This window comes from Pseudomonas oryzihabitans (genome assembly GCF_032027545.1).
Classification (GTDB): Bacteria; Pseudomonadota; Gammaproteobacteria; order Pseudomonadales; family Pseudomonadaceae; genus Chryseomonas; species Chryseomonas oryzihabitans_F.
The window spans coordinates 1-21,815 of sequence record NZ_JAVSJB010000034.1; the positions used below are offsets into that span (position 1 = coordinate 1).

18 protein-coding genes and 1 pseudogene are annotated in these 21,815 nt (G+C 63.0%); 7 read left to right on the forward strand and 12 right to left on the reverse strand.

Annotated elements, in window-relative coordinates:
* Positions 1–551: 551 nt before the first annotated feature.
* The 9 genes from RND78_RS26330 to RND78_RS26370 all read right to left on the reverse strand — a co-directional run bounded on the left by RND78_RS26330 (position 552) and on the right by RND78_RS26370 (position 7,599).
* Positions 552–1,232: an amino acid ABC transporter permease gene (locus RND78_RS26330; protein WP_312733020.1), complete on the reverse strand. Its 681-nt coding sequence runs from the start codon at positions 1,230–1,232 to the stop codon at positions 552–554.
* Positions 1,232–1,909 (reverse strand): ABC transporter permease subunit, encoded by a 678-nt coding sequence (locus RND78_RS26335; protein WP_312733022.1) that lies wholly within the window; start codon positions 1,907–1,909, stop codon positions 1,232–1,234. The genes RND78_RS26330 and RND78_RS26335 overlap by 1 nt, the downstream gene beginning before the upstream one ends.
* Before the next feature lie 7 nt (positions 1,910–1,916).
* Positions 1,917–2,663, reverse strand: a complete 747-nt coding sequence (locus RND78_RS26340) for an amino acid ABC transporter ATP-binding protein (RefSeq protein ID WP_312733024.1) — start codon at positions 2,661–2,663, stop codon at positions 1,917–1,919.
* A complete protein-coding gene (locus RND78_RS26345) occupies positions 2,660–3,454 on the reverse strand; it encodes a transporter substrate-binding domain-containing protein (protein WP_312733025.1) in 795 nt (264 codons plus the stop codon). Before RND78_RS26345 ends, RND78_RS26340 begins: the two co-directional genes overlap by 4 nt.
* A complete protein-coding gene (gene hydA / locus RND78_RS26350) occupies positions 3,451–4,548 on the reverse strand; it encodes a dihydropyrimidinase (RefSeq protein ID WP_312733027.1) in 1,098 nt (365 codons plus the stop codon). Before hydA ends, RND78_RS26345 begins: the two co-directional genes overlap by 4 nt.
* Positions 4,549–4,894: 346 nt before the next feature.
* A complete protein-coding gene (locus tag RND78_RS26355; RefSeq protein ID WP_312733028.1) occupies positions 4,895–5,671 on the reverse strand; it encodes an SDR family oxidoreductase in 777 nt (258 codons plus the stop codon).
* 14 nt (positions 5,672–5,685) lie between these two features.
* On the reverse strand, positions 5,686–6,234 hold the full coding sequence (locus RND78_RS26360) for a dihydrodipicolinate synthase family protein (protein ID WP_312733030.1): 549 nt from the start codon (positions 6,232–6,234) through the stop codon (positions 5,686–5,688).
* Entirely contained in the window at positions 6,219–6,596 is a 378-nt protein-coding gene (locus tag RND78_RS26365) for a dihydrodipicolinate synthase family protein (RefSeq protein ID WP_312733031.1), read from the reverse strand. The genes RND78_RS26360 and RND78_RS26365 overlap by 16 nt, the downstream gene beginning before the upstream one ends.
* 94 nt (positions 6,597–6,690) lie before the next feature.
* Positions 6,691–7,599: a LysR family transcriptional regulator gene (locus RND78_RS26370; protein ID WP_312733033.1), complete on the reverse strand. Its 909-nt coding sequence runs from the start codon at positions 7,597–7,599 to the stop codon at positions 6,691–6,693.
* A 134-nt stretch (positions 7,600–7,733) separates the two neighbouring features.
* Between RND78_RS26370 and RND78_RS26375 the strand changes: the two genes are divergently transcribed.
* From RND78_RS26375 to RND78_RS26395, 5 genes and pseudogenes are all read left to right on the forward strand, one after another.
* Positions 7,734–9,500: an FAD-linked oxidase C-terminal domain-containing protein gene (locus tag RND78_RS26375; protein WP_312733035.1), complete on the forward strand. Its 1,767-nt coding sequence runs from the start codon at positions 7,734–7,736 to the stop codon at positions 9,498–9,500.
* A gap of 108 nt (positions 9,501–9,608) precedes the next feature.
* Positions 9,609–9,908 (forward strand): annotated as a pseudogene (locus tag RND78_RS26380) (transposase); the annotation flags it as partial.
* A 385-nt stretch (positions 9,909–10,293) separates the two neighbouring features.
* Positions 10,294–11,346, forward strand: coding sequence for an ABC transporter substrate-binding protein (locus RND78_RS26385; RefSeq protein ID WP_312733037.1), 1,053 nt, complete (start codon positions 10,294–10,296; stop codon positions 11,344–11,346).
* Positions 11,347–11,361: 15 nt separating this feature from the next.
* On the forward strand, positions 11,362–12,291 hold the full coding sequence (locus tag RND78_RS26390) for an ABC transporter permease (RefSeq protein WP_312733039.1): 930 nt from the start codon (positions 11,362–11,364) through the stop codon (positions 12,289–12,291).
* Positions 12,291–13,085 (forward strand): ABC transporter permease, encoded by a 795-nt coding sequence (locus RND78_RS26395; protein WP_312733041.1) that lies wholly within the window; start codon positions 12,291–12,293, stop codon positions 13,083–13,085. The genes RND78_RS26390 and RND78_RS26395 overlap by 1 nt, the downstream gene beginning before the upstream one ends.
* A gap of 273 nt (positions 13,086–13,358) precedes the next feature.
* On the opposite strand, the gene RND78_RS26400 is transcribed toward RND78_RS26395, so the two are convergent.
* The 3 genes from RND78_RS26400 to RND78_RS26410 all read right to left on the reverse strand — a co-directional run bounded on the left by RND78_RS26400 (position 13,359) and on the right by RND78_RS26410 (position 16,678).
* The gene (locus RND78_RS26400; RefSeq protein ID WP_312733043.1) at positions 13,359–14,447 is read right to left on the reverse strand and encodes an ABC transporter ATP-binding protein; all 1,089 of its coding nucleotides are present in this window, start codon (positions 14,445–14,447) and stop codon (positions 13,359–13,361) included.
* 157 nt (positions 14,448–14,604) lie between these two features.
* Complete coding sequence (locus tag RND78_RS26405; RefSeq protein WP_312733045.1) at positions 14,605–15,888, reverse strand: FAD-binding oxidoreductase; 1,284 nt, start codon at positions 15,886–15,888, stop codon at positions 14,605–14,607.
* A gap of 73 nt (positions 15,889–15,961) precedes the next feature.
* Positions 15,962–16,678 carry an HAD-IA family hydrolase gene (locus RND78_RS26410; RefSeq protein WP_312733047.1) on the reverse strand — a complete coding sequence of 239 codons (717 nt, stop codon included), beginning with the start codon at positions 16,676–16,678 and terminating at the stop codon, positions 15,962–15,964.
* A gap of 396 nt (positions 16,679–17,074) precedes the next feature.
* Here RND78_RS26410 and RND78_RS26415 point away from each other — a divergent pair, with 396 nt between their 5' ends.
* The gene (locus RND78_RS26415; RefSeq protein WP_312733049.1) at positions 17,075–18,538 is read left to right on the forward strand and encodes an NAD-dependent succinate-semialdehyde dehydrogenase; all 1,464 of its coding nucleotides are present in this window, start codon (positions 17,075–17,077) and stop codon (positions 18,536–18,538) included.
* A 143-nt stretch (positions 18,539–18,681) separates the two neighbouring features.
* Positions 18,682–19,971 (forward strand): 4-aminobutyrate--2-oxoglutarate transaminase, encoded by a 1,290-nt coding sequence (gabT, locus tag RND78_RS26420; protein ID WP_312733051.1) that lies wholly within the window; start codon positions 18,682–18,684, stop codon positions 19,969–19,971.
* Positions 19,972–21,815: the final 1,844 nt, after the last annotated feature.

The window sequence follows — 21,815 nt, forward strand, 5'->3', positions numbered from 1 at the left end:
AGCTCCGTTGCCACTGAACAACGTACTGGGTTTACACACCTAGGCCCCCTAAGCGCGTTGGGACGCTATCCGGCGTTTCCACCGTGTAAGAATTTTACAAGGGCGTAGCGGCAGCTGCGATCCGCGCCAGGCGGTGTCCAGGGGGCGAAAGAATCTTTCGCCAGCACTCTGGCCTAGTCCCCACCGCCAGCAAAGGGATAGGAGTCAATCCCCCGGCTTGCGGTACCGAGCGGACAGGTCACTGCGTCCTTGAGGCGCGGCATCCGATCACCCAAGGACTCACTCAGCCGCATGAACCAATCCCGTCCAGGTGCCCGGGCATGAGGTTAAGTCATGCTCACCCTCCAAAACTTGGGCGTCTAAATGTCATTCCTGCAGCGCGCTGCGCCAAGAGCGTATGCAGACGGGCGTCGGTCTCAGCATTCGCCTAAAAGACGTTGAGGACGAAATTTCTGCTCGGACGCTACGCCGGCGCGATCTCTCAACGGCACTCAACTTTCATGAGCAGCAAACACAAGCAACAAAGCGCGCGACCAATTTTTAGTTCACACCTAGCCGTTCTGCCCCAGGCGCCGCCGTTTTTCCATGTAGGTGAGGCAACGAACCAACGGCCAGAGCACCGCCAAATACAACAGCGCACACAGGACGACCGGTGACGGGTTATACAGCATAGCCTGGGTATCGCGAGCAGCCTTGAGCATTTCGGGCAGCGCAACTACGCTGGCGAGCGAGGTCATCTTGATCACCTCGATCACATTGCCGAGCAAGTCAGGCAGAACGTTCCTGACTGCCTGAGGCACCAGGACGAAGGTTAATGTCTGTCTTCCCGAAAGGCCACTCGCCCGGGCAGCCTCCGCCTGACCTGCCGGGATGCTACCCAGTCCCGCTCGAAAAACCTCAGCAAAATAGCTCGAGTTGTTGAGCATGAAGCTTATTGCCACGGCCACTAACTTGGGCGGCTCAATGCCTAGAAAAGGCAGGCCGAAGTAGATAAGAATCAGCAGCACCAAAGGCGGGAAGGCGCGAAATAGGTCTACGTAAATCGCGACTGTGATCCGCAGCCAGCGCTGTTGGGTTTGGGTGGCAACGATCGCCAGCGCCAGGCCACCGACAACGCCCAGCGGAATTACCAGAGCCGATAACCAAAGCGTCGTCCAGAGACCCTGCAGAAGATACGGGAGTACTTGCCGGTAGATGTCGATGTTGAAGAAACTCTGCAGCAAGGCGTCCATCAGCGTCTCCAGGCGAGGCGCGATTCCAGCCAGCGGCTGAACAGTACGAGAGGAATGAATATTGCGAGGTAGCCCAGCGCCCCAAGAACCAAAGGTGTCGGATTGCCCGTATTGCTGCTCGCGGACTGCGCGTTGTTAATGATTTCGCTGAGCGCGACGACAGAGCCTAGCGCGGTATTTTTTGCAATGGCGATAACCCTATTGGTCAGACCTGGCAAGGCGATACGCCAAGCTTGCGGCACGATCACCCAGCCCATGGTTTGCGCCCAAGATAGCCCGCTGCTGCGGGCAGCCTCGCGTTGTCCGCGCGGCACGCTGCTGATGCCAGCCCAAAGGCTTTCTTCAGCGTAGGCGGCTAGGGCGAGTGTGAGCGCCAGCCAGGTGGCCGTGAACGCCGACATCGCCAGGTCGATGTATGGAAATGCGAAGAACAGCAGGATGATGACTACCAGAGGCGGCAGGGACCGCATAACATCCGCGAATAGCACTATGGGGAAGTTCAGCCATTTCCGCTCGCTGCTCCGCAGCAGCGCCAGTATCAGGCCCAGTACAAGTCCACTGAAGATAACCGCGAGGCCCAGTACGACGGTGACCTGCATCCCCCTGAGGATGTCCGGCCAATATTGCGCGGCGATGGAGGCATTGAAGAAGGTGTCGACCAAACGGTGAATGTCCATCGCGACCTCAATGGCGGTTGCCGTTGATGAACGCCCGGGTACGGGCCTCGCGAGGATCACCGAAAATCTGCTCGGGCGGCCCCTCCTCGACGATCACGCCGCCCTCCATGAACACCACCCGGTCAGCGACGGCGCGCGCGAAGGGCATTTCATGGGTCACGACCAGCATGGTCATCCCGGCTTCCCGGAGTTCGCGCATGACCTGCAGGACGCTGCCGACCAGCTCTGGATCGAGCGCACTGGTGGGTTCGTCGAACAGCACCACTTTCGGCGTCATGGCGATGGCCCGAGCGATACCTACCCGTTGCTGTTGTCCACCTGACAGCGAGCCAGGCCAGGCCTGCGCCTTCTCGAGCAAGCCCACCCGCCGCAAGGCGTCCAGCGCCCGGCGCTCGGCCTCACTACGAGAAAGTTTTTGCACGCGCCTGAGCGCCAGGGTCACATTGCCCAGCACCCTGAGGTGCGGATAGAGATTGAACTGCTGGAAGACCATGCCGATCTTCTGTCTGACGCGGTTCAGATCCACCTGCGAACTCATCAGGTCGATGCCATCGACCACGACCTGTCCTCCGCTCGGCTCCTCCAGACGATTGCAGCAGCGCAGCATGGTGCTCTTGCCCGAACCGGACGGACCTATGACGCAGACCAGCTCACCGGGGCGGACCCGCAGGTCGATGCCCCGGAGCACCGGCAGGTCGCCATACTGCTTGTGCAGACCTACCAGTTCGAGGATGGGCGGCTGGGGCGTGCTCACGCTCGGCACTCCAGCACCACGTCCTTGTCCTCGTAGCCGGGCAAGCCCGCCACCCCGAAGCCAGGCTGGATCTTGGCGGCCGCGGATTCGGGGCCAGGCTTGAAGCCGAACCATTTTTCCGCCAACCGGATCACCGTCCCGTTCTGCTTCAGACATTTCAGCGCCAAGTTGACCTTGTCGCGACCGGCCGCGTCATCCTTGCGGAAGGCGATGGCCCAGAGTTGGCCACTCTTGATCGTGTAGGACGTTTGCAACAGCGGATTCTGCTTGGCCGCCCAACCCGCCACGGTAGTACCTGACAGATTGGCATCCGCCCGCCCCGACAGCACCGCCTGGATAGCGTCGGCGTTGCTGCTGTACACATCGAACTTGAAGCCGTACACCGGGGCGTTCTGCTTGGCCCAGCTCTCGTAGTTGGAACCCTTGTTTACCGCCAAGGTTTTTCCCTTGAGCTGTTCAAGCGCCGTGATCGGTGCGGCACCCTTCTTCTGGATGAATGTGTAGTCTGAGTCCAGGTACCCTTCGGAGAACAACAGGTTGTTGGCGCGCTCGGCGGTCACCGTTACCGGCGCAATAATGAAGTCGTATTTCCCCGCGTTCAGTCCCGGCATAAGGCCTGAGAATTCCGCGCTGTCGATCTGGATATCACGGCCCATCTGCTTGGCGAGCGCCTGACCTAAATCGACGTTGAAGCCCTGCAGCCCACCTCCGAGCGATGGCATCGCATGGGGCGCGAAGGTGCCGTCGACCGCGGTGCGCAATGACTCGGCGGCGAGCACCCCCAGGCTCAAACAGGAACCTGCCGGACGGGTTCCGGCACCCCACAGCGCAGAAACTGCCCGGAACCGCGTCGAGCATGCAGTTCGCCATGCTCGACGATCATCCGCCCCCGGCTCACCACGACCTCCGACCAGCCCTGGACCTCACGCCCCTCGTAAGGCGTGTAGCCGACGTTGTCGTGCAGCATGGCGTGGCTGATGGTGACCTTGAGATCGGGGTTCCAAAGGGCGATATCCGCGTCCGCGCCCACGGCGATGCAGCCTTTGCGCGGCAGCAGGCCGTACATACGGGCATGGTTGGCCGCCGTCAGGGCGACGAATTCGTTGATGGTCAGGCGCCCCTTCATGACACCTTCGCTGAACAGAAGCGGCAGGCGGACCTCCAGCCCCGGCAGGCCATTGGCCATCTGCTTGAAGGTGGTCTTTTCCCCATGCGGCAACTTGCCGGTTTCATCGAAGCGATAAGGCGCATGGTCGGAGGAAAACAGCGCGAGCGTACCGTCGAGCAGGCCCTGCCATACCGCCGCATGGCTCGCCTCGTCACGTGGCGGCGGACTGCAGCAGTACTTGGCGCCCTCCACGCCCGGTAGATCGATATCCGCGGCGGTCAGGAACAGATACTGCGGGCAGGTCTCCGCATGAATGGGCGCGCCCAGGCGTTGTGCGCGGCCGATCAGTTCGACCGACTCCCGCTCCGAGACATGCACGATGAGCATCGGCGTATCGAGCAACCGGGCCAGGGCGATGGCCCGGATCGTCGCCTCCGCTTCCGCCAGCGGTGCGTGCGCGACGGCGTGGTACTTGGGAGCGGTGAGCCCGTGCTTGGCGAGGTGCTTCACGATCCAACGGATGATGTCGTTGTTCTCCGCGTGGACCATCACCAGCGCCCCCTCGCGGTCTGCGACGGCAAGCACGTCGAGCATCTGCTCGTCGTTGAGTTTCAGCGCCTCATAGGTCATGAATACCTTGAGCGAGGTGACGCCGTCCCGAATCAACTGGGGCAGATCGGTCTGCAGCGCCTGATCCGTGGGATCGGTCAGAATGAGGTGGAAGCCATAGTCCACCACGGCCTTCTCCCGGGCGCGTGCCGAGTAGTCGCTGATCACGTCCGGTCAGCATGCCCCGATGCTGCGCGGCGAAAGGCATGATCGTGGTCGTGCCACCGATCGCCGCCGACACGGTGGCGCTGTAGAAATCGTCCGCGCACATGACGCCCATCCCGGACAGCTGCTCGACATGGCAATGGCTATCCACCCCGCCCGGCAGCACCCAGCGGCCCTTGGCGCCGATATCCCGCGTGCCCGGCTCGAGTCCCTGCTGCAGGGCGACGATCACGCCGTCCCGGATACCGATGTCCGCTTCGAAGGTTTCGCTGGCCATCGCGATGAGGCCATTGCGGATGGTGAGATCGAACTCTGCCCTGGGAGGTCTCCTGTAGTGCCAGCGATAGGGTTAGAAGGTGCCCGGATAGGCGCCACCGTCCAGGAGGATGTTCTGGCCGGTGATGTAGCCCGCCCATTGACTGCACAGGAAGGCACAGGCGGCGCCGAATTCGGCGGGCTGACCGAAGCGGCCCGCCGGATTCACGGCACGCCGCGCCGCGAGGACCTCATCCACGGTCTTGCCGCTGGCTTGCGCCTGCCCCTCGGCGGTATGTCGGAGCCGATCCGTTTCGAAAGGGCCGGGCAAGAGATTATTGAGGGTGACGTTGTGGGCGACGGTCTTGCGCGCCAGCCCCGCCACGAACCCGGTCAGCCCGCTCCGCGCACCGTTGGACAGCCCCAGGACATCAATGGACGCCTTGACCGCACCGGAGGTGAGGTTGACGATCCGGCCAAAACCGCGCTCCTGCATGCCAGGCAGATACGCCTTGATCAACTCGATGGGCGTCAGCATGTTGGTATCCAGCGCCGCTATCCATTGCGCCCGGTCCCAATCGCGGAAATCGCCCGTCGGCGGTCCGCCCGCATTGGTGACCAGGATGTCCACCTGCGGACAGGCATCCAGGACGAGCTGACGCCCTTGGGGTGTGGTGATGTCGCCGACGACACCCACGGCCATCCCCCCGGCGGCCCGGATCTCCGCCACCGCGGCCTCCAGCGCATCGGCGCCCCGCGCCACCAGCGTGGTCTTCACGCCCTCGGCGGCCAAGGCGAAGGCGCAGGCTTTTCCCGACCCCTTGCTGGAGGCACAGACCAGTGCCGTGCGACCGTCAATACCCAGTTCCATGAGTCTCTCCGCAATCAGATGATGGCCTGAGGGCCCGACACATCGAGGGATAAGCCCACCCGCGCGACCGTACGCTCGACCTCGGCCATGGTGTAACGATCGATATTCATCCCCGGGGCCCGTACGTAGGTGCTGCCGATGATGCCCCGGCGCTGGTAGATGCACTTGCGCAGGGCCAGACCCAGCTTGGGTTGGAATTCGTAGCGAAGCAGCGGGCAATAGCGGTCGAACGTGGCCGCCGCCGCCTCGACGTCGTCCGCGCTGAAGTCCTCGTAGATGGCGACCAGGATTTCCGGGAAGGCGAAGCCGGTCATGGTGCCCACGGCGCCACGCTCCAGTTCTTCGAGCAGATAGACGCCGCCCAGGCCGCCGAAGATGCGCATGCTGTCGCCAGCGAGTTCCCGGATGCGGGTGATATTGGGGCCTACCGGGGGTTCTTCCATCTTGATGAGGTTGACCCCGCCCTCCAGCCCTAGCCGAGCAACTACTTCGGTGCTGACTTCGGTGCCGAAAGAACCGGGGAAGTCGTGAATGATGACCGGGATGTCTACCGCCTTCGCCAAGGCCTGGTAGTAGTTGCGTCGTTCGCGCCGTCGAGCGGTGCAGCGAACACGGCGCTGGCACCCAAGTCCTGGGCCTCGCGGGACTGCTCGATGGCGCCGGCGAGGCCCAGCGCCCGCACACCGACCCAAACCGGTAGGCGTCCAGCGGAGGCCTCCACGTAGGTCTTGGCGACGCTATGACACTCGGCACCCGTCAGCTTGTGCGCCTCGCCCAGGAAGCCTAGGACAGCGAGCCCTTTCACGCCGGCCTCGACCTGAAAATCCACCAGGCTGTGAATACTGGCGAGGTCCAGTTCGCCCTCGTCATCGAAGGGGGTCGGGCAGATGGTGTAGATGCCGGTGGCTTGGCGTGCGTCGAACATGAGAGATGTCCTGGAAGTGAAACGACGCCTGCATTCTTGCTACGTACGGGCTGGGCCGTCGCATGCCTTTTCATGCCCACGTCATAACGTCTTGTTAAAGCGTCACGGCAAATCCCTGTTCATGCATGAGGCTTCTCAAGCAGCCGGCGAACGCCTGGGCGGGACCCGACAAGGGCTCGAAGCGGCTATGCGCCAGATTGGCCACCACCGTGCACGTATTTGCGACCGAGCGGACCACTAACTGGCTTTGTGGCCAGCTACGCACCGAGAACTCATCGACCAACGCCACTCCCGCCCCGGTCTGCACCAGGGCGCAGGCGTTCTGCGGTGAGCCGACCTGGATATCGATGCGCATTGGCAACTCGGCCGCTTCGTACATCCGGGCCACCATGGTACCGAAGGGCGTCTCCCGGTCGTAGGAAATCAAGGGAAAGGGCGACAGATCGGCCAGCGAAAGCGTCGATTGCCTGGCCAATGGATGGTTGTACGGGCAGATGCAGACCAGTTGCCCGCTGCACAGGGGCGTCACGTGCAGATTGGGGTGATTTATCGGCAGGATCACCACCCCCAAGTCCGCGCGCTGGCTGACCAGACTTTCGAGTAGGTGCGCGTAGTTGAGATTCTCGAACAGGCATTTCACCTGTGGATGCAGGTGCCGGAACCGCGCGATTGCCTGGGGGATCAGCATCTGCCCGATGCTCTGGCTCGACACGATATGCACCGTCCCCTGCGAGCGCTCGGCCAATTCATGGGCGAGCAGATTCACCTTCTGCACCGCGAGGTAGACCTGCTCTACCTCACGGAAGAGTTTCTTCGCCTCCGGCGTGGGGTACAGGCGCCCCTTCACCCGCTCGAACAAGAGGAAGCCAATGCGGCTTTCGGTATAGGACAACAGCCGGCTCACGGCGGGTTGGGAGACGATCAACCGCCGCGCGGCACCACTGATGGAGCCGGTTGTCATGACCGCACGAAACACTTCGATCTGACGAAGATTCAAGGACAAAGCTCACTCCGCACAGGCTCATCCAACCACCGAGCCATAAGATGAGGTTAAGGGTGATGGATAAATAAGCAAACAGCCGGCCAAGCGGGCGGCGATACACTCGAGGCCATCGAATCCAGCCGGACGCCAGCCTCATGTTCGATCCGATCTTCGTCATCAACCCCAATCGCAGCGCGGCCGTCACCCGGGGCATCGATCAGGCCATCGACCGGTTTCGTCTCGCTGGCGGGCCGCCGATTGATTGCCTCACGCTGCTCAACGGACCGGATGCCGTCCAGAGCCAGGGCGACATCGCCAGGGTTACAGGCCCCCTGGCTGAACTGGCACAGGAGCACGACGCCGCCGCCTCGGCGTTCGTGATCGCCTGCTTCAGCGATCCTGGGCTCGCCCTGCTTCGCGAACAATGCCGAACGCCGGTACTGGGAATCGGTGAGAGTGCGATCCTGCAAGCGCTGGAGCAGGGCGAACGCTTTGGCGTCATCGCCATGACGGACGCTGCTCGCAGCCGCCATCTGCGCAGTTACGCGGCCATGGGCGTGGCATCGCGCTTCGCCGGCGAATGCGCCTTGGCCTTGCGCATGGAAGCCTTGCAGGAGCAGGCCACCACCCAGGCGCGCCTGCTCGAAGTGGGCGCCAGGCTCATCGCCACCCACCATGCGGACGTCCTGATCCTGGGCTGCGCGGGCCTGGCGAGCTATCGGGCAGTCCTCCAGCGCATGAGTGGCGGCGCCACCCCGGATACCAGTGGCAGCCAGGTCATCCTCAGCCTTACCCGGATGCGCAGCATTCGCCAGGTCGATCCGGTGAACGATACCCTGACCGTCGATGCGGGCGTGCTGCTGGCAGACGTTCAGGCCGCTGCCGCTGAAGCCGGCAGGTATTTTCCGCTGAGCCTGGGCGCGGAAGGTAGCTGCAGCATCGGGGGCAACCTGGCCAGCAACGCAGGCGGTACCGCAGTGCTGCGCTACGGCAATACCCGGGAGCTGGCACTACGACTCGAGGTGGTGCTACCGGATGGGCGCATCTGGAATGGCTTGCGCAGCCTGCGCAAGGACAACACTGGCTATGACCTTCGCGACCTCTTCATCGGTTCCGAAGGCACGCTGGGGATCATCACGGGAGCGGTGCTCAAGCTCTATCCGCGGCCAACCGGAAGGGCAAAGGCCTGGGTGGGTTGCGACACCACCGGACAGTTGACCAAACTGCTCGCCCTGCTGCGCAGCCGCTGCGGTGAACGAGTGGTGGCGTGCGAGATGCTTTCGGCGGCCTGCTTGCGGCTGATAGTCGAGCACGTCGACGGCGCCAGGCATCCCCTGCAAGAGCCGGCGCCTTACAACGGGCTGATCGAACTGGCCGACACCCACCCTGCGCAGCTTGAAGAACTTCTGACCGCAGTCCTGGGCGAAGCCCTCGAGGCCGGCCTGATCACCGATGCTACCCTGGCCAGCAATCAAACCCAAGCCGCAGACTTCTGGCGGCTAAGGGAAGGGATTTCCCAGGCCCAGCTACGAGCTGGCAAAGCCATCAAGCATGATATCGCCTTGCCGATATCAGCGCTGCCGGCGTTCATCAAGCAAACCGATGCCCTGGTGGCCGCCTATGCCACCGACTTTCCCCTGATCAATTTCGGCCATATTGGCGACGGCAACCTTCACTACAACGTATTGCTGCCGAAGGATATTCCGCCATCCGACTACGATAGGCACATCGAGCGACTCAATCGCCTGGTCCATGACCAGGTGGCACGGTTTGGGGGCAGCATCAGCGCAGAGCACGGCGTCGGCCAGCTACGGCGGGATGAATTGAAGCGCTACAAGGATCCACTGGAAATGGAATTGATGCTGCGCATTAAACAGGTGCTAGATCCGAATCAACTGATGAACCCGGGCAAGCTGCTTTGATGTATAAGGCTAATAGCAGGGTCTTAAGCATCCTGTGTGACGCTAAGAATGTCTCCCAACTCAACTGCAGTGTTCTACCCATTCCGGATACCTTTTTAGGCGAAAATGATGGCCACACAAGGGTATTCACAGAGCATACAACGTCGTTCTTTCAGGCCCGAGTTTAAGTTCGAGCCTGCAAGCCTGATGCTGGATCAGGGCTACAGCTGCATTGAAGCACTCCGCGCATTAGGGCTGGTCGAGTCGGCGCTACGACACTGGGTCAATCAACTGTAGATAGAGTGCTGTGGAGTCATACCGACGATCAAGACATTGACGCCTGAGCAGCAGAGAATCCAGGAGTTGGAAGCGCGGATCAATCGCTTGGAGTGGGAGAAATTGATCCTAAAAAAGGCTATCGCGCTCTTGAGGCCGAGGAACACGAGCGCTCGCATTGATCGAGCTTAGCCAACGACGCTTCGGAAAACGTCGTCTGGTCTGTCTCATGAGCACTCCTTGCGGCGGACACTATCTAGCGCAATTCAGTGCCCACTCAACGCGGGAAAGACCAGCTCACCAGGCTCGGTTGCTCAGATCTCATCCATCACTACCCCGTCAAAGCTGTCCTAAAACAATTCGTGTCGCGAACCTCCCACAATACGGGAGATTACGCTTCCGTAACCGAAATTCCGGCGCATTTGTATTTCACAGAATCGTTACAGTGGCCAAAGGTGAGTATCCCCGTAAGCAACATAGAGGGTTTAGAAAAAAGGTTCCGCCTTTCTCAAGTGCTGCCTTAACTAGGAGATCGACCATGTCTCACCTCAGCACACAGGTCACCGCGCTAGTCGTCGCCCTCGGGCTGGCAACTCTTGCGACCGCCAGCGGCGCGGAAGAGATCACCTTCGTTTCCCAGGGTGGGGCCTATCAGGACGCCCAGGCCAAGGCCATTCTGGACCCGGCCGCGCACAATCTGGGCCTGACGTTGAAGCAGGACAGCTCGCCCAAGGCCTATCCGATCATCAAGACCCAGGTCGAAAGCGGGCGCGTTAGCTGGGACGTGGTCGATCTGCCTACCGGTGACTGCGTCCGCGGTCAGGCCGAAGGCCTGTTCGAGAAACTGGATCCCCAGCTCATCCCCAATCTCGCCAAGCTGCCCGCCGAGCTGAAGGACGACTACATGGCCGGCTATATCAGCTACTCCACGGTGCTGGCCTACCGGACCGATGCCTTCGACGAGAAAAGCGCGCCCAAGACCTGGGCGGATTTCTGGAACACCAAGGCTTTTCCAGGCGCCCGCGCCTTGCGCAATCTACCGCGCCCTACCCTGGAAATCGCCTTGCGCGCCGATGGCGTACCGGCGGACAAGCTCTATCCACTCGATGTCGAGCGCGCCTTTAAAAAGCTGGAGGAGATCAAGCCGCACATCACTACCTGGTGGACTTCCGGTGGCCAGTCGGCGCAGCTGATCAGCGATGGCGAGGTGGATATGGTGCAGATCTGGAACGGTCGTGCCTCGGCCGTGCAGGCCGCCGGAGCGCCGGTCGCCTTTACCTATAACGACGGCATCCTGGAGACCAACTCCCTCTGCGTCCTGAAGGGCACCAGGCACCGGGACGCGGCGATGAAGTTCGTCAACGAGGCCATCAGCGCCAAGCTGCAGGCGGCCTTGCCGATGATCATCGACTACGGCCCGCTCAATCCGGAGGCCTTCGCGACCGGCACCGTCCCGGCGGCCCGGCAGGCGGTGCTGCCCTCCTCGCCGGAAAACCTGGCCAAGCAGGCGGTGCTCTCGGCCAAATGGTGGGCTTCGGCGGAGGGCGGGAAAGCCGAAGAACGCTGGCTGTCCTTCGTCCAGGCCAAGTGAGCGGAGGGCCACGCCATGACTCAATTGACGACGATCCAGCCGCTGCCTGGCAACGCCGTGCCAGCACCGCCGCAGGCGCTGTTCACCAGCCCGGCGATAGCCCGGGAGGAGCGCCGCGAGCATCTGACGATGGTGCTGTTGCTGATGCCCGCCCTGCTGATGGTGGTCGTGTTGCTGGTGCTGCCTCTGTTCTGGCTGGGCCTGCAATCCGTACAGAGTGAAGACGGCCTGTCCCTGACCAACTACACCCGCATCCTCACCGAAGCCATCTACTGGGACACCTTTGGCACGACGCTGCAGATCAGCGTCATCGTGACCGCCCTGTCCATCCTGCTGGGCTTTCCCATCGCCTATGCCGCGGCCCGCACCCGCGGCCTGCTGTCGAGCGTCATCCTGCTCTGCGTGATCCTGCCGTTCTGGACCAGCGTGCTGGTCCGCTCCTATGCCTGGCTGGTGCTCCTGCAGCGTCGCGGCGTGGTCAACCAGACGCTCATCGACCTGGGCGTCATCAGCCGGCCCCTGGAGCTGGTGCACAATGCGACCGGTACGGTGATCGGCACCCTGCACGTCATGCTGCCCTTCATGGTGCTGCCGCTGTACTCGGTGATGAAGAAGATCCCCAACGACCTGCTGCTCGCCTCCGACAGCCTGGGCGCCCGGCCCTTCTACACCTTTCGCCGGGTATTCCTGCCCATGGCCGCACCAGGGGTGATGGCCGGCTCGATCCTGGTCTTCGTCATCTGCCTCGGCTTCTTCATCACGCCGGAACTGCTCGGCGGCGGACGCACCGTCCTGGTGTCCATGCTGGTCCAGCGCAACGTCGAGCTCTATCACGCCTGGGGCGCCGCCAGCGCAGTCGGCCTGACGCTGCTGGCCGTGGTGTTCCTGATCTTCTGGGCAGTGAACAAGGTGATTCCCATCGAACGTGTACTGGGGGTGCGCTAATGAACATTCGCCAAGCGCTCAAGCCCTCGCGCCTGCTGTTCACGCTGCTGGTAGCACTGATCCTGCTGTATCTGGTGCTGCCGATCCTGATCGTCGTGCCTATGTCGTTTTCCGAGGCGCGCTTTCTGCAGTTTCCGCCCAAGGCCTATTCGCTGACCTGGTACCAGGCCTTCTTCGATAGCCTGGAATGGATGTCGGCGGCCAAGGTGAGCTTCATCACCGCGATGGCCACCACCGTGATCAGCCTGCCGATCGGCATCGCCGCCGCCTACGCCACCAGCAATTCGTCGCTGCGGATCATGCGGACACTGCAGCTCATCCTGCTGCTGCCCATGATGGTGCCCATCATCCTGATCGCCGCGGGGGTGTTCTTCGTCTATGCACGGGTAGGCATCATCAGCACGCTGTCCGGGCTGGTCCTGGCGCACATCATGCTGGCGCTGCCCTATGTGATCATTGCCGTGCTGGCCGGGCTGCGCAACTTCGACATGACCCAGGAAATGGTCGCGCGCAGCCTGGGCATGAACCGATTCCGCGCCTTCATGGCGGTGACGCTGCCGCAGATCAAACCCAGCGTGGTCTCGGCAGCACTATTCGCCTTCATCACCTCGCTCGATGAAACCGTGGTGGCGCTGTTCATCTCGGGTGGCAGCAACGAGACCCTCACCAAGCGGATGTTCACCACGCTGCGCGACGAGATCGATCCGACCATCGCCGCGATCAGCACCCTGCTGATCGCCATTACCCTGTTGATGGTGCTGATCGCCGGGCGTGGCGGCAAGGAACGGGCCTGACGAGGGGACCGCCCAGCGGCGCAATGACTGTCAGTGAAGGCTTTGCCTGACCTGTTGCAAAGGCATGGGCAGCGTGACGCCTGAAACTGGACTCAGGCCTGCTATCGGGACCATGACGATCTAGCGATCGTGGACGCTCCTACAACGCCACCCCGACTGTAGGAGCGGCCCATGGCCGCGGATAGGGCTGCGGATTCGGCCAACCGGCTATCGAACGCCACGAAACATCAGAACCGAGGCCGCCTTGATAAAGGCGGCTCGCCCCAGCCCTTGTCAGGCCGCTCTGGGTACCACGATGGTGTCTTCTGGATGCAGACGCAGCGACAACGGAGCGCCGATCTGCGGCAGCCGCAGATTGCCTTCGTGGTGGCTGGACTGGCGGAAGCTGATGCGCTGCTTGCCTTCGAGTTCGACGAAGATCTTCAGGCTTTCGCCCTGGAAGAGGATGTCGGTCACTAGACCACGCAGTCGGTTCCAGTCGCCGCCCGCCGTCTCGCTGTCCAGCAGCAACTTCTCGGCCTGGACGGCCAGGAAGAGATCTCCGGAAAGCGGAACGGGACGTGCCGTACACAGGGGCGTCTGGCCCAACAGCAATTCGCCGCCATTACCCCGGGCCAGCGGCAACAGGGTGCTTTCGCCGATGAAGCTGGCGACGAAATCGTCGCTTGGATGATCGTGCAGGCGTCGTGGGGTGTCCACCTGGACCAGCCGGCCGCCCTTCATCACGGCGATGCGATCGCTCATGGTCAGGGCTTCACGCTGGTCGTGGGTGACGTAGACCATGGTGGCACCCAGGCGTTTGTGCAGGGCGCGCAGTTCGATCTGCATGACGTCCCGCAGCTGCTTGTCCAGCGCGGACAAGGGTTCGTCCATGAGAATCAGCCTGGGCTCGAAGACGATGGCCCGGGCCAGTGCCACCCGCTGGCGCTGACCACCGGATAGCGCGGCGATATCGCGGTCTTCGTAGCCTTTCAATTCGACCGTGGCCAGGGCGCGTAGCGACCGCTCGCGGGCACTGGCCGCCTTCTCGCCACGCGCCTTGAGCGGAAAGGCGACGTTTTCCAGCACGTTCATATGCGGGAACAGCGCGTAGTTCTGGAACACCACGCCGATGTCACGGCGGTGCGGCGGCATCAGGGTCACGTCGCGGTCACCGAAGAGGATTCGGCCGGAACTCACGCGATTGAAGCCGCCGAGGATGCTGAGCAAGGTGGTCTTGCCGGAGCCGGACGGCCCCAGCAGTGACATGAATTCGCCTGCCTCGACCTTGAGGTCGACATTGTCCAGTGCCCTGAGGGTGCCGTAGTGCTTGCACACCCGCTCGATGGTGACGGACTCGAAGCCTTCGTTAAAGCCCTGCATGATTCCTCCTGCGGCCTAGAGGCCGTGAGCCGGTGACACTGTCATCTGACCATAGGGCCTGCTCGCGGAAATGCTCTTTTGCGTCCTGACCACATCGCTTCGTGCTGTTCTGTAGCGGGCCATGCACAGATTCTGTGCTACCTGCAGCGCCGGGCGATCAGCGTCCGATCACGTCGAGAAATTGCTGCCACCCGGCTGCCAGACGGACGCCCGGCGCGCGAAAGGCATGCAGGGGGATTGGGCGAAAACCCTCGGCCACCATCAGGCCGAATTCGGGCTTTTGTCCCAGACTGAGGGCAGCGACCTGCTGGCCCAGATAGGTCGAGAGCGCGACCCCTCCGCCGTTGTAGCCAACGGCATAGAACTGACCGTCGTCCAGGCGGCCGGCATGGGGTAGGTAGTCCAGGGTCATGGCGACCAGACCTGACCAGCGATGGTCGATGCGGACATTGGCCAGCACTGGAAACACCGTGCCCAGACTACGCTGCAGGTCGCGGAAGGCGGCTGCCGAGTCGTTGTTGCCGAAGGCGCCACGCCCGCCAAAGATCACGCGATCGCCGACCCGGCGAAACCAACGCAGCATCCGCTTGGTATCACCGCAAACCTGGCCGCCCGGCAGGACCTGGGCGAGTACCTCCGGCGCCAGCGGTTCGGTGGCGATGATGGCGCTGCGAAAGGGAATCAGCCGGCGGTGCAGGCTGGCGGTCGCCGGCGTCTGACTGGAGTAGCCGTTGGTGGCGTAGATGACCTGTCGGGCCAGCAGACTGCCGCCTGGAGTGCTCAGGCGAAAGGCGCCGCCCTCTCGCTGTACCCGGGTGACCGGGCTGTGCTCGAACAGCCGGCCTTCGCGCTCGAGCAGCGTCCGCGCCAGACCTCGGGCATAGTTGAGCGGATGGAGACCACCGGCCTTCGGCGTCAACAGCCCGCCGTGATAGAGCGTTGAGCCGGTCAGTTCACGGACCTCCTCCCGGGAGATCATCACCGAGGATGCACCTCCGGTTTCGCGGCTGATCCAGTCGGCGGTGTTCCGCAGCCCTGCCAGGGCATGCTCGGTATGGGCGGCAGCGATATGCCCACCCAGCTGCAACTGGGCCTCGTGCAGGCCCAGGCGGTCGATGTTTGCCGCCAGGGCATCGATGGCGGCATAACCCAATCGGTACATCTGCAGGGCCGCGTCACGACCGTGCCGGGCCATCATCCCGGCGAAGCTTGCGCGAAACTTGGGCGATACCACGCCGCCATTGCGACCACTGGCCCCCCAGGCCAAGCTGTTCGCCTCCAGCACTACCGGCGCCTGACCGGCCTGCACGAGGTGGTGCGCCGCTGCCAGACCGGTGAAGCCACCCCCCACGATAGCCACATCGCAGCGGTGATCGCCTTGCAGCGACGACAAGTTCGGCGCGGGTACCGCCGTGGCGTTCCAGAGGGAGTCGGGAATCATCGCAACCTCTGCCAGGGAAGAAAGGGACAGCGTGCCCGCAAGGCCGTCAGCGCCGACCAGGCGAGCGAGGCGATCAGGCCGAACGGCTCGAAAGCTCCGCGTCAACGGCGTCTGCCAGTTGCGCCAGCGAGCGGAAGTGATGGGTCGGCTCGGTGCGCTCGGATTCAAGGGTGCCGCCGGTGCCCTGCTTGTCGTAGCGCCGCTCGATCCAGCAGGTCGGGTAACCTAGGCGCATGGCAACGCCAATATCGTGATACTGACTCTGGGCGGTGTGGATGATGTCTTCGAACAGGATACCGTCGGCAGACAGGGCGCCTCGGACGAAGGCGAAGTACTGGGGATCGGGTTTCTCGTAGCGCGAGTCGTCGATGGTGAATTCGTAGTCGAAAGGGTTATCCAGAGTCTTGGCCATGAAGTCCAGCGCCCAGCGCTGGGCATTGGTCATGGCTACCAGCTTGAAGTGCTTGCGCAGGCGCTTGAGCGCCTCGACCGAATCCGCAAAGGCCGGCCACTCCCTTACCGAATGGGCCAGCCCCTTGGCATGCGCCTCGCTGTCCGGCAACCCCAGCTGCGCGGCCATGAGGTGGTAGCAGCGTTCGAGGTCGTCCGGAAACCAGCCCGCCTCCTTGCGGGCGCGGGCATAGCGGTATGCCTGGAGGATATCGTCGTCGCTGTGCGCCTCGCCGGCCTCGCCACTGACCTTGCGCACGTGGTTGAGGATGCCGGCTTCGAAATCGATGAGCGTGCCGACGACATCGAAGGTCATGGCTTTAATGGTACGGAAGGGCATGGACGGAAACTCCTGCGCAGCGCGTGATCAATTCTCTTCACTATTCCCGATTAATGATTTACAGATGTTTCGTTTTGAACCAAATATAAAACACAATCAACTGTTTTTGAGCATTCTACCAATGTAATGGTCTGTTTGAGCGACTCTTAGGGTGCTCCAATGGTGGTCACACTATTATTAATCGTGGTATGAAGATCGCTAGAGGATCTTCATACCAACCTATACTTATTTATTTCTGTGAACGGGCCCCTCATTAGTGAAACTACCGCTACCGCACAAAATGCGGCAATGCCGCCGCGAACGCGTTCGCCAGCCGCTCGGACCGGGTCAATTCGGCATTGGCCACCGCCGACGCTCCCTAGACTCAGGGCCTGACCTGCCACTGGGAGCGCCACCATGCCGCTGCACCTCGATCTGCGTGATCCTCGCCTGTTCCAACAATCGGCCTATGTCGACGGCCGCTGGATAGGCGCCGACCACGGCGCCACCTTCGCCGTGGACAACCCCGCCACCGGCGAGGTGATCGCCCAGGTCGCGGCGCTGGACGCTGCCGAAACCGCCCGCGCCATCGCCGCGGCGGAAGCGGCCTGGCCGGCCTGGCGCGAGCGTCCCGCGGTCGAACGCGCGGCGCTGCTGGAGCGCTGGCATGCGCTGATGCTGGAACACCAGGACGACCTGGCCCTGCTCATGACCCTGGAGCAGGGCAAGCCGCTGGCCGAGGCCCGCGGCGAGATCGCCTACGGCGCCAGCTTCGTCAAATGGTTCGCCGAAGAAGCCCGGCGCAGCTACGGCGATGTCCTGCCCGCCCCCGCCCGGGATCGCCGGGTGCTGGTGCTCAAGCAGCCAGTGGGCGTGGCCGCCGCCATCACCCCGTGGAACTTCCCCAATGCCATGATCACCCGCAAGGCCGCGCCGGCCCTGGCGGCCGGCTGCCCGGTGGTGATCAAGCCCTCGGACCTCACCCCGCTGTCGGCCCTGGCGCTGGCCGAGCTGGCGGATCGGGCCGGTTTTCCGCCCGGGATCTTCAACGTGGTCACCGGGCTGCCCGTCGGTATCGGTGGCGAGCTGACCGGCAATCCGGCGGTGCGCAAGCTGTCCTTCACCGGCTCCACGCGGATCGGCCAGCTGCTGCTGGCGCAATGCGCGGCCACGGTGAAGCGCACCAGCATGGAGCTGGGTGGCAATGCGCCCTTCATCGTCTTCGACGACGCCGACCTGGACCTGGCCATCGCCGGGGTGTTGCAGAGCAAGTTCCGCAACGCCGGCCAGACCTGCGTCTGCGCCAACCGCATCCTGGTCCAGGACGGCATCCACGATCGCTTCGCCGAGCGGCTGGCCGCCGAGGTGGCCAAGTTCAAGGTGGGCAACGGCCTAGAGGCCGGGGTGACCCTGGGCCCGCTGATCAATCGCCTGGCGGTGGACAAGGTGGCGCGCCATGTCGACGACGCCCTGACCCAGGGCGCCAAGGCGCTGTTCGGCGGCCTGCCCAGCGGACATGACCAGTTCGTCGCCCCCACGGTGCTCACCGGTGCCACGGCCGACATGCTGCTGGCCCGCGAGGAAACCTTCGGCCCGGTGGCGCCGCTGTTCCGCTTCCGTGACGAAGCCGAGGCCCTGGCGCTGGCCAATGCCACGCCCTATGGCCTGGGCGCCTACTACTACACCCAGGACCTGCGCCGCGCCTGGCGGGTGGGTGAGCGCCTGGAATTCGGCATGGTGGCGCTCAATACCGGCACCCTGTCGATGGAGGTCGCGCCCTTCGGTGGCGTGAAGCAGTCCGGGCTGGGTCGCGAGGGTTCGCACCTGGGGCTGGACGAGTACCTGGAGGTCAAGGCCTGGCACCTGGGCGGGCTGGACTGAAACCCACGGCGGGCAGGCAGCCGAAAATGCCGCCACCCCTGAGCAAAACAGCCGATCGCGATGCCGGGGCCGGCAACTTCAGCGTTACCGACCCCGGCATTTGCTTAGGCTGAAACCCTCGCCCCCTGCCTGGAGATAGCTGCATGAATTCCGCTGCCAAAGCCACCGACCGCCTGCTGGGTTATCGCGAACAGAGCGTCCCGCGCGGCATCATCACCGCCCATCCCGTCGTGGTGGCTCGCGCCCAGGGCAGCGAAGTCTGGGACGTGGACGGACGCCGCTACCTGGATTTCGTCGGCGGCATCGGCGTGCTCAACGTCGGCCACAACCACCCCCGTGTGGTGGAGGCCGTGCGCCGCCAGGTCGGGGAAATCTCCCATGCCAGTTTCCAGGTGATGGCCTACGAGCCCTACCTGGAACTGGCCAACCGCCTCAATACCCTGATCGGCAACGGCGAGGCCTACAAGACGCTGCTGCTCACCTCGGGCGCCGAGGCAGTGGAAAACGCCATCAAGATCGCCCGCGCCCATACCAAGCGGCCGGGGGTGATCGCCTTCCGCGGCGGCTTCCACGGCCGCACCCTGCTGGGCGTGACCTTGACTGGCTTCGCCCAGCCCTACAAGCAGAACTTCGGTCCCTTCCCCGGCGACATCCATCACGCGCCCTACCCCGACCCTTTCCGTGGCGTCGATACGCAGCAGGCGCTGGCCGGGCTGCGCGAAGTTTTCGCCACCCAGATCGCCCCCGACCAGGTCGCCGCCATCCTGATCGAGCCGGTGCAGGGCGACGGCGGCTTTCGCCCGGCGCCCGTGGAGTTCCTCCAGGCGCTGCGCGCCCTCTGCGACCAGCACGGCATCGTGCTGATCGCCGACGAGATCCAGACCGGCTTCGGCCGCACCGGCAGCCTGTTTGCCTTCCAGCAGACCGGCGTCCAGCCCGACCTGGTGACGGTGGCGAAGAGCCTGGCAGGGGGCCTGCCGCTCTCCGGGGTGGTCGGGCGCGCCGCCATCATGGACGCCCCCCTCCCCGGCGGCCTCGGCGGCACCTATGGGGGCAATGCCCTGGCCTGCGCCGCGGCGCTGGCGGTGCTGGACGTGTTCGCGGAAGAGGACCTGGTCGCCCGCGGCGTCGCCCTCGGCGCGCAACTGCGCAGCGGTCTGCTCGACCTGCAGCGGCGTCACCCCCGCATTGGCGAGGTGCGCGGTCGCGGCTTCATGCTGGCGGTGGAGATGGTCGGCGCCGATGGTCACAGTCCCGACGCCGGCCTAGCCCAGCAGGTCATCGACGGCGCCCGCCAGGCCGGGCTGCTGGTGATCAAGTGCGGCGTCGAGCGCAACGTCATCCGCTTCCTGGCGCCCCTGGTCACCAGCGAAGCCCAGCTGGCCGAAGCCTTGCAGATGTTCGGCCAAGCTCTCGCCCAGTCTGGTGCCTGAGTCGACAGTTAAGCTGCCAATTGCAACCGATGCTGAGCAAACAAAGTAATACTATCGCATCAAAGCGAAGACACACAGTTTGCTTTTAGTCCGCACGTGGTAGCTTCACGCCCAACCGCGTTTACGTGAGACTAGGCCAGAACCCGGAATTCCGATAACGCTGCACGAGGAGGTGGACCTGCCGAATGCCCAGCTGTAAGTGCTGGGCAGCGATATCGCAAATCCGTAACCAGAGCTTGGTGATCGACATAGATAGCGTTCCAAGCATCTTCGAGGCCGATAACCTAGTCCTGCAGATGGCCCATACCCGGATCTAGGTGCTGCGCCTGCTGGCCATCCCGAACGTACTAACTCTTCTTGCCAATACGCACAAGAAGATCCACGGAATCAGCGCCGACGTCGCGGCCACCTCCGTTCGCTATGACAAGCTTGGATAGCTCCGACTGCGAGCGGCAGGCCTTCTCGGCCCGCGCTAAATCCGCTGGGATTATCTGAACCAGCTGGCGAAGCTGGTGGTCGCTTGCAAGCAGGATGAGGCTACCATCCTGCTACAGGTAGTCATAGCCTAATCAGGCGCCAAAATGAATGAGAGAACCGAGGCCCTGCGTAAGGTCAACCGGGGAAATCAAGGCTGCCGCTGAGAACGCGGACCGGCAAAGGCAGGTCGAAGACACCGCAGCCAAGTACCTCAAGAACGACTTTGCCACGGTCTACGCTGCGGTCGGCGATACTGCACAACATCAATTACCTCCCTGCAGACTTCACGGACCCCAACGCCTTTCGGCCAGAGCTTTGTGATGCTTGCACGGCACGACGCTACCAACCAGCGATTCCACAGTGGTCACCACCAGCGGCCAGGTTATCGATGGGATGGGCACCCCCGAGATCGCCGAGAACCTCGGCGCCCCCGGGCGGATTCGATGTACCTGCAAGACAATGCTTCCATAAATGGCAATGCAGGGTTGCCGTTACAGGCGACATCACCTCCGGCTCGATGTACGAGCGGCGATATGCCCAGGGCGCCACTGCCAGCACGTCCGGGGATACTTACACCTAGGGCGGGTTCAGAACGCGAGGAGATACCAGCTGGTACAGTGTGAAATGGGGCGGCGGCTGGCAGATGACCGATGGCGACTGGGTACGGGGCTATGCCGGCAAAAAAAGTCTACGTTTTCAGTCAGATGCGCGGGAACAGCCTTTTATCCGACACTAGGACCTGCGTCGGTAAGTACATCCAGCTGATCGGCTCGGCAACGAAAATGCGGTCTGCGCCATAAACGGCCTGGTCAGCCGGAACGGAACTACTCCTTTGCTCTCCTGCCAAAGCGGGCTGTGGAGGCGCCAAGACACCAAGACGCCCACATGCCGCTCCCACACTATCCCGTGTTACGGCCGAATGACGTAACGACCTACGCCCGCCTTGTCGGCACCATGCTGAATTGGGAAACGGGCGGTCGCGGTCAGCAATGAGCATCCACGCCCAATATCGCCATCGGCCAGAACGTTTATGCGACCATCTTCTGTTGTAAATTTTGAGGTAGCCATATGTACGACATTCCGACTCTCCTAGCCCTTCGCTTGCTGACCTGCGCTGCGCGCGTTTAGCAGCTGGCGCTGGAAACCATGGGATTCGCTAGGCCTGGGACCCATCATCCCCTGAGCTATTACACCAGATGAACGCCTTGCTCGAAGAGATGATCGATCCGGAACTCGAGACCCCGGGTGCAAGAGCATAAGCGCCTGATCCGGAAGGGGGCTAGCTGTGATCTCTCAGTAGGTTGTTCATCCGGGGCGTTCCCGGAATTCTGGAAGCGCCACCAACACAGCCTTCCAGGAGCCCCGGG